General features: G+C 67.5%; 8 protein-coding genes. 4 read left to right on the forward strand and 4 right to left on the reverse strand.

The annotated features are described in order from the left end of the window. Nucleotides 1-58: 58 nt before the first annotated feature. Nucleotides 59-2,095 carry an NAD(+) synthase gene (locus Q0579_RS14785; RefSeq protein WP_298813698.1) on the reverse strand — a complete coding sequence of 679 codons (2,037 nt, stop codon included), beginning with the start codon at nucleotides 2,093-2,095 and terminating at the stop codon, nucleotides 59-61. 78 nt (nucleotides 2,096-2,173) lie between these two features. Here Q0579_RS14785 and Q0579_RS14790 point away from each other — a divergent pair, with 78 nt between their 5' ends. Beyond that, complete coding sequence (locus Q0579_RS14790) at nucleotides 2,174-5,041, forward strand: PAS domain S-box protein (protein ID WP_298813700.1); 2,868 nt, start codon at nucleotides 2,174-2,176, stop codon at nucleotides 5,039-5,041. A gap of 21 nt (nucleotides 5,042-5,062) precedes the next feature. On the opposite strand, the gene Q0579_RS14795 is transcribed toward Q0579_RS14790, so the two are convergent. The 3 genes from Q0579_RS14795 to Q0579_RS14805 form a co-directional block, all read right to left on the reverse strand. After that, nucleotides 5,063-6,679, reverse strand: coding sequence for a choline dehydrogenase (locus Q0579_RS14795; protein WP_298813702.1), 1,617 nt, complete (start codon nucleotides 6,677-6,679; stop codon nucleotides 5,063-5,065). Between the two features lie 64 nt (nucleotides 6,680-6,743). After that, nucleotides 6,744-7,703: an NADPH:quinone oxidoreductase family protein gene (locus Q0579_RS14800; protein WP_298813703.1), complete on the reverse strand. Its 960-nt coding sequence runs from the start codon at nucleotides 7,701-7,703 to the stop codon at nucleotides 6,744-6,746. Nucleotides 7,704-7,705: 2 nt separating this feature from the next. After that, the gene (locus tag Q0579_RS14805) at nucleotides 7,706-8,290 is read right to left on the reverse strand and encodes a TetR/AcrR family transcriptional regulator (protein WP_298813705.1); all 585 of its coding nucleotides are present in this window, start codon (nucleotides 8,288-8,290) and stop codon (nucleotides 7,706-7,708) included. A gap of 80 nt (nucleotides 8,291-8,370) precedes the next feature. Between Q0579_RS14805 and Q0579_RS14810 the strand changes: the two genes are divergently transcribed. The 3 genes from Q0579_RS14810 (at nucleotide 8,371) to Q0579_RS14820 (ending at nucleotide 12,525) form a co-directional block, all read left to right on the forward strand. Continuing rightward, nucleotides 8,371-9,630: an acetyl-CoA C-acetyltransferase gene (locus Q0579_RS14810; protein ID WP_298813707.1), complete on the forward strand. Its 1,260-nt coding sequence runs from the start codon at nucleotides 8,371-8,373 to the stop codon at nucleotides 9,628-9,630. Nucleotides 9,631-9,695: 65 nt separating this feature from the next. After that, nucleotides 9,696-11,273 (forward strand): acyl-CoA synthetase, encoded by a 1,578-nt coding sequence (locus Q0579_RS14815; RefSeq protein ID WP_298813709.1) that lies wholly within the window; start codon nucleotides 9,696-9,698, stop codon nucleotides 11,271-11,273. Nucleotides 11,274-11,409: 136 nt separating this feature from the next. Further along, nucleotides 11,410-12,525, forward strand: a complete 1,116-nt coding sequence (locus Q0579_RS14820; RefSeq protein WP_298813711.1) for an RcnB family protein — start codon at nucleotides 11,410-11,412, stop codon at nucleotides 12,523-12,525. Nucleotides 12,526-12,575 lie beyond the last annotated feature (50 nt).

Genomic DNA, 12,575 nt, shown 5'->3' on the forward strand with positions numbered 1-12,575 from the left:
TCTCCACCTGTTCTAGCCGCAACGGGCAGGGCGGGCGGAGGTTCAACGGTTGTTCGGCTCAGGGCCCGTTCGCAGCCAACTCGTCCAGCCAGACCTTGGCGGTGCCGTCGGACGGCGCGCGCCAGTCACCCCGCGGCGACAGCGCACCGCCTGCCGATACCTTGGGACCATTGGGGATCGCCGATCGCTTGAACTGGCTGATCTGGAAGAAGCGAAACAGGAACCGCTCGAGCCACAGCATCACGGTGTCGAGGTCGTAGGCCGTCTTCGCTTCCTCCGGGTAACCGCTAGGCCAGCGGCCGGCTTGCGCGTCCTGCCACGCATGCCAGGCAAGGAACGCGATCTTTGACGGTGCCAGACCGTGGCGGATCACGTAATGCGCGAAGAAGTCGTTGAGCGCGTAAGGGCCGATCTTCGACTCGGTGCTCTGCAACTGCTCCCCCGGGACCAGTTCGGGCGAAATCTCGGTGCCTAGGATTGCCGCCAGCACGCGGTCGGTCTCGGCGTCATATTGATCGGTGTCGATCGCCCAGCGGATCAGAAACTGGATCAGCGTCTTGGGCACGCCCGCGTTGACCGCGTAATGGCTCATCTGGTCGCCGACGCCATAGGTGCACCAGCCGAGCGCGAGTTCGGACAGGTCGCCGGTGCCGACTACCAGCCCACCGCGCTGATTGGCGATGCGGAACAGATAGTCGGTGCGAAGGCCCGCCTGCACGTTCTCGAACGTCACGTCGTACACCGGCTCGCCGCGCCCGAACGGGTGTCCCATGTCGGCGAGCATCCGCGTCGCGGCTGGACGGATGTCGATCTCCTCCGCCTCGCATCCCAGCGCGCGCATCAGCGCCCAGGCATTGCCCTTCGTCCCTTCGCTGGTCGCGAAGCCGGGCATGGTGATGCCGAGGATGTCGGAACGCGGGCGCCCGAGCCGGTCGAGCGCCTTCGCCGCGACGATCAACGCGTGGGTTGAATCGAGCCCGCCCGACACGCCGATCACCAGGCGCTCGGCACCGACCGCCTGCAACCGCTTCGCGATGCCCTCGACCTGGATGTTGAACGCCTCAAAACAATCCTCGTCGAGCTTGTCGGGCGTGTTGGGGACGAAAGGGAAACGCCTGATCTCGCGCCGCAGGCCGACGTCGGCATAGCCGGGCTGGTGCGCGAAGCCGATGCGGCGCACGTCGAACTCGGGATGATCCAGCACGCGCGCCGCGTCGTTGAAGGTTCCGTTACGCAACCGCTCCTGGATCAACCGCTCGCAATCCACGTCGGCGACGAGCAATTCGGGTTCGTAGGCAAAGCGGCTCGACGAGGCGAGCAGCTCGCCCAATTCGTGAACGCTGCCTTGGCCGTCCCAGGCGAGGTCGGTCGTGCTCTCGCCCGGCCCAGCGGCGGAATAGACATAGGCGCAGACCGCGCGCGCCGATTGCGACGCGGAGAGCATCATCCGCTCGCGCGACTTGCCGATCACGACGTTCGAGGCCGACAGATTGCAGCACACCAGCGCCCCTGCGAGCGCGCCGTTGGTCGAAGGCGGGGTGGGGGCCCAGTAATCCTCGCAGATCTCGGCATGGAAGACGAAATGCGCCAGGTCGTCCGCGGCGAAGATCAGGTCGGTGCCGAACGGCACGCGTTCGCCACCCATTTGGATGTCGAGCCCCGTCAGCCCCATGCCGCTCGCGAACCAGCGTTTTTCGTAATATTCGCGGTAATTGGGCAGGAATATCTTGGGCACTACGCCCAGCACGCGCCCGCGCGCGATCGCGACCGCGCAATTGTAGAGGCGTCCGTTCCGCTCGAGCGCGGCACCGACCAGCAGGACGGGGCGCAGGTCGGCGCTGGCAGCGCGGACCGCCTCGATTGCGGCCAGCGTCGCTGCCTGCATCGCGGATTGCAGATGAAGGTCGTCGATCGCATAGGAGGTAATGTTGAGCTCGGGAAAGACGACGAGGTCGACCGCGTCGGCGTGGGCCTGCCGTGCCAGCGCGATCGTCGCCTGCGCGTTGGCGTTCGCATCGCCGACGCTCGCGCGCGGGGTCGCCGCGGCGACGCGCAGCATGCGATGATGGTGGATCGACCGGAAACGTTCGCTCATATCACAGCGTGTTAGGCGGTCGGCGCGGCAAATGGCAACTTGCGCACGTCGTGACCTCCGTTAAATCCTGTCGGTACGATGAACGAGGTTCGCTCCCTCACAGCCCTCTTCGCCGGCTCCGAAATGGGCGAGCGGATCGCGGCACACGATTGGCGCGGTTCGCCGCTCGGTCCGATCGATGGCTGGCCGGTGGAACTGGTCAACGCGATCGCGCTGTTGCTTCCGGCCGCCGCGGAAATCGTGCTGTTTTGGGGCGAGGAATATGTCGCCTTCTACAACGACGCCTATGCGCCGACGATCGGCAACAAGCACCCCGCCGCGCTCGGCCGCCCCGCGCGGGAGGCGTGGAGCGAACTCTGGGACGATCTGAAGCCGCTGCTCGATCATGTCCGGACGACCGGCGAGACCTACGCCGCCAAGGACCGCCCCTTCTACATCGAGCGGCATGGCTACGGTGAGGAAGTCTTCTTCGACATCTCTTATTCGGCGATCTTGCAACACGATGGTAGCGCCGGCGGTGTGCTGTGTATCGTGTCGGAAACGACCCAGCGTGTTCGCGCCGCTCGCGCGGTGGCCGAGGATCGCGCTCGGCTGGCCGAGATGTTCGATGCCGCGCCCAGCTTCATGGCGGTGCTAGCCGAACCGGGGCATCGTTTCGACCTTGCCAACGCCTCGTTCCGGCGGTTGATCGGCGGACGCGACGTGGTCGGCCAGACACTGACAGGGGCGCTGCCCGAAGTGGCCGAGCAGGGCTTCCTCGACTTGCTCGACACGGTGGTGACGACGGGAACGCCGTTCTTCGGGCAGAACCGTACCTTGCGGCTGGCAGGCAGCGATGGGCAAGCGGGTCAGGAGCGGCTGCTCGATTTCGTCTATCAACCGATCAAGGATGCCGACGGCGCCGTCACCGGTGTATTCATCGAAGGAATCGATGTCACCGAGCGTCACCGCGCCGAAGAGGCGCTGCTGGCGAGCCGCGAATCGCTCGAACTCGCGACCGAGGCGGCGGAGATCGGCACATGGGATGCCGATGTGCTCAATCGGCTGCTTAATTGCTCGGTGCGGGCCAAGACGATCTTCGGCATGCCGCTCGACGAACCGGTGACGATCGAGGATTTCTACGCCTGCGTGCATCCGGATGACGTTGCGATGGTGCGCGCCGCGCTGGAGGCGACCACGGACCCGAATCGTCGCGCCGCTTATGATGTCGAATACCGCATCATGCGCCCGGGCACCGGCGAGGTCCGCTGGCTGACCTCCAAGGGGCGCGCCTTCTTCGACCGCGCCGGGCGATGCACACGCGCGCTCGGCAGCTTGATCGACGTGACGCGGCGCAAGATCGAGGGCGAGAAGCTGCGCGAAAGCGAGCGGCGGTTCCGGGCGCTGTCCGACAGCCTGCCCGCCCTCGTCTGGATGTCGGACGAGCATGGTCGGATGCTGTTCGCCAATCGCGGGTTCGAGACCATGCTGGGGGTTTCACCCGAGCGGATGCTCGATGAAGGCTGGTCGGCGATCCTGAGCGAGGCGGACGTGCACCTGCTCGACGAAGCGCGACCCGCCTTCCTCGAGCAGCGCAAGTCGCTCGGTCGCGACTTCCCGGTGCATACTGCGACCGGTGAGCGCCGCTGGATCCATGTCGAGGTCCGGCCGCATCTGATCGGCGACACCTTCCTGGGGCATGTCGGTTGCGCGATCGACGTGACCGACGCGCATCTCGCTGGCGCAGCGCTGGAAGCACGGATCGCCGAGCGCACGGCGCAGTTGCGCGAGCAGGTCGGTGAGCGCGAGCGGGTCGAGGAAACGCTGCACCAGATGCAGCGGCTGGAGGCGATCGGGCAGTTGACCTCCGGCGTCGCGCACGACTTCAACAACCTGCTCACCGTGGTGCTGGGCAACGTCGACGTGATCGCACGAACCGCGCAACGCGCCGGGCTCGATCATCGCACGCTCACCCGGCTCGATCACGTCCGCACCGCGGCACAGCGCGGCGCGACGCTGACCGCGCAGTTGCTCGCCTTTTCACGTCGTCAGCATCTGGAAACCAGGACCGTCGATCTGAACACCACCGTATCGGGCATGGGCGCGCTAATGCAGAGCACGCTGGGCCGCTCGGTCACCGTCGAGATGACGCTCGCCGACGGGCTCTGGCCCGCGCTCGTCGATCCGACGCAGATCGAGCTCATCATCCTGAACCTTGCGATCAACGCGCGCGACGCGCTGCCCGACGGCGGCACGCTGACGATCGCGACCGCCAACGTGTCGCGTCATGCGCCCGAGCGTGCGGAGGAGCCGGCCGCGGGCGATTACGTCGCGGTGTCGGTGTCCGACACCGGCACCGGCATGAGCGAGGCGGTGCTCGCGCGCGCGTTCGAGCCGTTCTTCACCACCAAGGAGATCGGCAAGGGCTCCGGCCTCGGGCTCGCGCAGGTGTTCGGCTTTGCCAAGCAGTCGGGCGGCGGCGTGCGCATCGACACCGCCGTTGGTCGTGGAACGACGGTCAGCGTGTTTCTGCCGCGCGGCGCCCCGGCGATCGAAGCCACGGCCGATCAGGTCGCCGCCGCGCCGGCCGACGTCGCCGGTCGAACGGTTCTGGTGCTCGACGACGACGACGCGGTGCGCAGCGTCACCGCCGAGGTGCTGCGCGAGGCGGGATGCTGCGTGATCGAGGCCGCGGACGGGCAGGGTGCGCTCGACGCGTTGGAACAGCTTGGTCACGTCGATGCGGTCGTCGCCGATTTCGCGATGCCTCGCATGAACGGCGCACAATTTCGCGTCCTCGCGCAACGGCAGCGTCCGGGCCTGCCGATCCTGTTCGTCACCGGTTACGCCGACCTGGACGCAATCCGCGACGTGCCCGACGAGCGCGTGATCCGCAAACCGTTCACGCGCGAGGAGCTGGTATCGCGGTTGCACGCGATCTGCGTGCACCCGCGTCCCACCCACTGAATCGGCTGGCAGCCAGGGCGCTTACGCCGCCATCGCCGTGTTCCGATGCCGGATCATGTCCGCGGCCTTTTCCGCGATCATGATCGTCGGCGCATTGGTGTTCGACCCCACCAACGTCGGCATCACCGAGGCGTCAACCACACGCAGCCGATCGATCCCGCGCACGCGCAGGTCACCCCCGACCACCGCCATCGCGTCGCCGTCCGCGCCCATCTTGCACGTGCCAACGGGGTGGTAGATCGTTTCGGCGGTGGCGCGGACCCAGGCGTCGATCTCCTCGTCGCTGCGCACGCTCGCACCGGGATAGATTTCCTCGGCACGATACGGATCGAGCGCGTGCTGGCTCGCCACGTCGCGGCCGATCTTGACGCATTCGCGCATCACGCGGCGGTCCTCGGGCGCGGCGAGGTAATTGGCAAAGATGACCGGGTCGGCCGTCGGATCGGGCGAGGCGAGCGTAATCCGTCCGCGGCTCTCCGGGCGAACCTGGCATAGATGCAGCGAGAAGCCGTCCTGTTTCACCTGTGTGCGGCCGTGATCGCGCATGATCGCGAGCACGCCGTGGATCTGCACGTCGGGCCGCTCCAGCCCCTCGCGCGAGCGCAGGAACGCCCCCGACTCAAGAAACTGCTGCCGCCCCAGACCTTGCCCGCGCAGCATGTAATTGACACCGGTCTTGAGCATCGCGAGCCCGCGCGTCGCCGAATAACCGGTGACCAGCCCCTTGGTCGTCCAGTTCATGATGACGTCGAGGTGGTCCTGCATATTGGCGCCGACGCCGGGCAGGTCGTGGACCGGGGTGACGCCAACCTCGCGCAACGCAGCAGCGTCGCCGATGCCCGACAATTGCAGGATGTGCGGCGACTGCACGGCGCCCGCGGCGAGCAGGGCCTCACCCAGCACCTCGACGCGCGCGCGCTCGGTGCCGCGCAGATATTCGACCGCCACCGCGCGCCCGCGCTCGACCACGATGCGCGTGGTGCGAGCGCCGGTGATGACGGTCAAATTCGGGCGCGACATCGCCGGGCGCAGATAGGCGGCGGCGGCGGACCAGCGCTGACCGTTGCTGATCGTCAGGTCGTAACGGCCGAAGCCCTCCTGCTCGGCGCCGTTGAAGTCGTCGGTGACCGGATAGCCCGCCTGCCGTCCCGCCTCGATCAGCGCGTCGTGGAAGGGGCTGTCACTTTCCCCGGCCGAGACGTGCAGCGGGCCGTCGTGGCCGTGCAGTCCGTCGCTCGGCCCGCGGTGATGCCCCTCCAGCCGACGGAAATAGGGCAGCACGTTATCCCAGCCCCAGCCGGTCAGTCCCATCTGCCGCCAGTCGTCATAGTCGCGCTGATGTCCGCGCATGTAGATCATGCCGTTGATCGCCGACGATCCGCCGAGCCCGCGCCCGCGCGGCCACCACAAGCGGCGGTTGTTCAGATGCGGCTCGGGCTCGGTCCAAAAGCCCCAATTATGCTTGCCCTTGTCCTTGATCAGATTGCCGACGCCCGCGGGCATCCGCACCAGCAGTTCCTTGTTGGCGCCGCCCGCCTCGAGCAGACAGACGCTTGCCGACGGGTCCTCGCTCAACCGCGCCGCGAGCGTGCAGCCGGCCGAGCCGCCGCCGATGATCACGTAATCATATCCAGGCATCTGCTTCCTCTCCTTGGTGGGCGTGCCCCGCTCATGCGGCGGGGTCGCGCCTGCTTCGTCTAGATCATGGCACCAGCACCAGCTTGCCGACCAGCCGGCTGTCGCGCATCGCCTCGAACGCGTCGCGCCAGTGCTGGAGCGGCACCTCGCGGCCTACACGCGGGGTCAGGCGACCTTCCTCCGCCAGCCGCCAGACCGCGTCGACATTCTCGCGGCCTTTGTCGGGAAAGCGCCGGCCATATTCGCCCGCACGCACGCCGATGACCGAGAAGCCCTTGATGAGCGGCATGTTGGTCGACACCTCCGCGATCCGGCCCGAGGTGAAGCCAACGACCATCAATCGGCCGCCGAACGCGATGCAGCGGACCGATTCGTCGAATACGTCGCCGCCGACCGGATCGACGATCACGTCCGCAGCGCCGCCGGTGATCTCCTTCACTTGGTCGCGGAAGCCCGGCAGCGTGAGCGCAGCCTCGATCGGCAGCGCGCGCGTGATGAGGTCGAGCTTTGCCTGATCACGCCCGGTCGCGATCACACGCGCGCCGAGCGCGTGCGCGAGATCGACCGTCGCCCAGCCGACCCCGCCGGTTGCGCCGTGGACCAGCACCCATTCGCCCGGCTCGACGCGGGCAAGCCGCACCAATGTGACATAAGCGGTCAGGTACGCGGTGCCGACGCTCGCTGCCTGCGCGAATGATAGCTGCGCAGGCTTGCGCCGGACCGCGCCCGCATCGACCGCGACCAGTTCGGCGAAGCCGCCCAGCCGCGTCCCTGCGACGACTGGCTCACCCGGTGCGAACCCGTCGCCCGACACGACCTCGCCCGCGACCTCCATGCCTGGCACGAACGGCAGCGGCGGCTTCAACTGATAGTCGCCACGCGTCATCAGCAGGTCGGGGTAGTTGAGCGCCGCGGCACGAACGCGGATCAGCACCTGACCCTCACGCGGTTCGGGCGCGGGCACCTCGGCCAGCGCAATACCCGACAGATCGGGCGATAGCGCGGAGACGACCAGTGCCTTCATGCTCAGGCCGGCCGCGCGACCATGATGTCGAGTAGCGAGTCGAACAGCGACGCCATGTCGAGATGCGGCGCGTGCACCTTGCTGAGACCGAGCGTGATCAGGCCATAGGCGCGGATCTCCGCCTCCGCCCGCGTGAAGCCCGCGCTCGTCAGGCAACGCGCCAGAAAATCGAGCATCAGCGTGTCGTGTCGCTCAACCGCGGTGCGCGCGCGCGGGTCGCTCTCGGCCCAGGCGCGCATCGCGATCGCCAGCCGCGACGAACCGCGGCGACGCACCGTCTGGCCGAGCAGGCGGATACGCTCGATCGGATCGGATGTCGCGCGTTCCAGCGCGTCGATCAGGTCGCTCACCTGATCCTCGGCGAAATAGCGCGCGAGCTGTCCCTGATAGTCGTCGAAATCGCGAAAGTGATGATAGAAACTGCCGGTCGAGACGCGCAGCTCCTCGGCAAGCGGACGCAGTTTCAGCGCGCGAAGCCCGCCGCGGCGCAGCAGCGACTGCCCCGCTTCCAGCCATGCCGCGGGCGTCAGGTCGGGTGTCCGCGCACTCGCGGGCTTGCGGGCGGGGCGATCCACGACGCTTGACATGTCAGCTACCATAACGAAGGTTATGCCGGAAAAGCGCGGCGGTAAAGAGCCGCGTGTCTAGGATCAGGAGAGTGGATCGCATGGCCGAGGCTTATATCATCGACGCCGTCCGGACGCCGCGTGGGATCGGCAAACAGGGCAAAGGTTCGCTCGCGCACATGCACCCCCAGCATCTCGCCGCGACGGTGCTGAAGGCGATCAAGGAGCGCAACGGCATCGACACCGCCGAGGTCGACGACATCATCTGGTCGACCTCGACACAGCGCGGGATGCAGGGCGGTGACCTCGGCCGTATGGCCGCGCTCGACGCGGGGTATGACGTGAAGGCATCGGGTACGACGCTGGATCGTTTCTGCGGCGGCGGCATCACGGCGGTAAATTTCGCGGCGGCGCAGATCATGAGCGGCATGGAAGACCTCGTCATCGCCGGCGGCACCGAGATGATGAGCCTGACCGCCGCGATGAGCCAGGAGGACATGGAGGCTGGCAAGCCGATGCTCGGCATGGGTTCGGGCAACCAGCGGCTGAACCTCAGCCACCCGCAATCGCACCAGGGCGTGTGCGGCGATGCGATCGCGAGCATGGAGGGGATCGGCCGCGAAGCGCTCGACGCGTTGGGGCTCGAATCGCAGCGGCGCGCGAAGGTCGCGATGGACGAGGGGCGGTTTGATCGCTCGGTCGTGCCGGTAACCGACGACGACGGCAACGTCGTGCTGGGTCGTGACGAGTTCCCGCGCCCGCAGACGACCGCGGAAGGGCTGGCGGCGCTCAAGCCCTCGTTTGCCGCAATGGCCGACATGCCGTACAACAAGAACGGCGACACCTTCCGCAAACAGATCAATCGCCGCTATCCCGATCTCGACATCCAGCATTTCCACCATGCCGGGAACTCCTCGGGCGTGGTCGACGGCGCGGCGGCGGTGCTGCTCGCCTCGAAGGATTATGCCCAGAAGCATGGGTTGAAGCCGCGCGCGAAGATCGTGGCGATGGCAAACGTCGGCGACGATCCCACGCTGATGCTCAACGCGCCGGTGCCGGCCGCCAAGAAGGTGCTGGCGAAGGCGGGGCTGACCAAGGACGACATCGATCTGTGGGAGATCAACGAGGCTTTTGCGGTGGTAGCGGAAAAGTTCATCCGCGACCTCGAGCTCGACCGTGACAAGGTCAACGTCAACGGCGGCTCGATCGCGCTCGGTCATCCGATCGGCGCAACGGGCGCGATCCTGATCGGGACGATCGTCGACGAGTTGGAGCGGCAGGAAAAGCGCTACGGTCTCGTCACGATGTGCGCGGCGGGCGGGATGGCACCCGCGATCATCGTGGAGCGCGTGACCGAGTAACGACGAACGCCAAGCACCGGCGCGAGCGAAGCGCAGACTCCGCCGCGCCCATGACGGAGAGGCCGATGCATCCCTACAAACACGCCGCGGTCACGCCCGACAAACCCGCCTACATCATGGCGGGGTCGGGCGAAGTGGTGACCTATCGCGAGCTCGACGCGCGTGCGAACCAGGGCGCGCGACTGTTGCGCGCGCTCGGGTTGGCGCTAGGCGACGGAATCGCGGTCATGATGGACAACAGCCCGCGCTATCTTGAGGTGATGTGGGCGGCGGAGCGGATCGGCGTCTACACCACCTGCATCTCCTCCAAGCTTACCGCCGAGGAAGCCGCCTACATCATCCGCGACGGCGACTGCCGCGTGCTCATCACTTCCACGGGCACGGCGGCCTGCGCCGAGGCGCTGCTGCCGCTCACGGATGATCTGCATCGATTGATGGTCGGCGGCACAATCCCGGGCTTTGACAGTTACGAGAGCCTGCGCGACCGGCAGCTGGACACGCCGATCGACGACCCGACGCCGGGGCAGATTATGCTCTATTCCTCCGGCACGACCGGCAAGCCAAAGGGCGTGCGCTTCGCGCTGCCGCACGAGCCTTACGGCGAGAACACCTCGCCGCTCGCGCTGCTGGGGCAGGCGCTCTACGCTTTCACGCCCGATATGGTCTATCTCAGCCCCGCGCCGCTCTATCACGCGGCACCGCTGCGCTGGTCGATGGCGGTGCAGCAGATGGGCGGCACGGTGGTGGTCATGGGGCGGTTCGACGCCGAACAGGCGCTCGCCGCGATCGAACGCTATCATGTCACCCACGCGCAATGGGTACCGACGCACTTCGTCCGCATGCTGAAGCTGCCCGACGAGGCGCGCGCCCGCCATGATCTGTCGTCACTGCGTGCGGTATGGCACGCCGCCGCGCCTTGCCCGGTCCCGGTCAAGCAGGCGATGATCGACTGGTGGGGGCCGATCATCGGCGAATATTATGCCGGAACCGAAGGGAACGGCTTCCACGCCATCTCCGCTGCCGAATGGCTGTCGCACCCCGGATCGGTTGGGCGCAACCTGACCACGATCACGCACATCTGCGGCGAGGATGGCGCGGAATTGCCGCCACGCCGCGAGGGCACCGTCTTCTTCCAGTCGCCCGTGACCGAGCATAACCCGACCGGCGCCGCGCCGTTCAGCTATCACAATGATCCTGCCAAGACGCGCGATGCGACCGACGCGCGCGGTTGGACGACGCTGGGCGATGTCGGCTGGATGGACGAGGACGGCTACCTCTATTTAACCGATCGCAAGAGCTTCATGATCATCTCGGGCGGTGTGAACATCTACCCTGCCGAGATCGAGAATCTGCTCGTCACCCACCCCGCGGTCGCCGATGTCGCGGTGATCGGCGCTCCTAACGAGGAAATGGGCGAGGAGGTGGTCGCGATCGTCCAGCCGCGCGACCCGCTCGCCGATCGCGACGCACTCGCCGCCGAATTGCACCAGTTCGCGCGCGCGCACTTGAGCCACGTCAAGGCACCGCGTCGCGTCGACTTCCGCGACGAACTGCCGCGCCACGAGACGGGCAAGCTCTACAAGCGGCTGTTGCGCGACGAATATTGGGGCAAGATGGCGAGCAGCGGGTCCGCGGCGGCGTAGCTGTCAATTCGCTGACGGATCAATTCAGCAACGGTTCGACACTCCTGCGGCATCACAACAGCGTCGATGATCGGGTCCGCCGATCAACGAGGCGAGGAGGTGCTGGTCTTGTGACCGGCGTGTGGGAGTGTGCGCGATGGTGAGATCGGTGGTGGCAGGGCTGCTCGCGGCGGCAGCGGGGATCGTACCCGGTGCGGCAAGCGCGCAGGACGGATCGATCCGCGACCTGATGCGCGCGCGGATGCAGGCGCGGGTCGAGGCGCAGGCGGGCGCGCAGCAACGCGGCGAACGCGCTCAGTCGCCCGAGCGCAGTGGTGATCGCGGCGGCTGGCAACGGCCGGAGCGCGACGGTGCCGCAGCACCCGGCGCCTGGCATCGCGACGAACGCCCGGACCGACCCGACCAGGACAGACGCGGCCAGGGCCGAGCGGGTCAGGACCGAGATCGCGCCGATCAGCGCGCTGACGTGCCTGCGCCGACGCGCGATTGGAACCGTGACCGGCCCGAGGCGGAACCGCGCCCGGATCGTCAGCGCAACTGGGCATCCGATCGCGGAGACGTGGCGGGTCGGCCCCGTCGCGAGGAGCAGCGACTCGAGGACCAACGCGGCGAGATGTCGCCCGGCCTTTCCGCCGGGCGCGGCGCCGATCGCGACGGGCGCGGCGACCGCCCGCGCGGCGACGGGCAGGGGGGATGGCGTGATCGCGATCGCCCGCAGGATAGCGGCAACCGGGGTGATTACGCGCGTGCACCCGACCGGGGGGCCTGGGACGGCCGCGGCTCTGCCGGACGCAACTGGAACGGGCGCGATCGGAATGACGCGCGCGACTGGCGCGACCGCTCGGACACGATCGATCGACGCGACTGGAGCTGGCGCTCGGGCAATGCGGGCGGCTGGGGACGGCAGGCGCAGCGTGGCCCGGATCGTGATTGGGATCGTCGGTGGGATCGCGGCTGGCGGCAGGACCGGCGCTACGATTGGTCGGGCTATCGCAACAGCAACCGCGCGGCGTACCGGCTGCCGCGCTACTATGCGCCCTACGGCTGGAACGGTGGCTATCGCCGCTTCGGGATCGGCGCGCGACTGTCGTCGCTGCTGTTCGCGCAAAACTACTGGATCGACGATCCGTTCGCCTATCGCCTGCCCGAGCCGTACGGACCGTACCGTTGGGTGCGCTACTATAACGACGCCATCCTGGTCGACGTCGACACGGGCGAAATCGTCGACGCGATCTACGACCTGTTCTGGTGATCGCGCATCGGGTCGGCGGCGGGCGGGCTTGCCTCGCCCGCCGCGGCTTG

Origin of the sequence: uncultured Sphingomonas sp., assembly GCF_936927845.1 — a bacterium.
Classification (GTDB): domain Bacteria; phylum Pseudomonadota; class Alphaproteobacteria; order Sphingomonadales; family Sphingomonadaceae; genus Sphingomonas.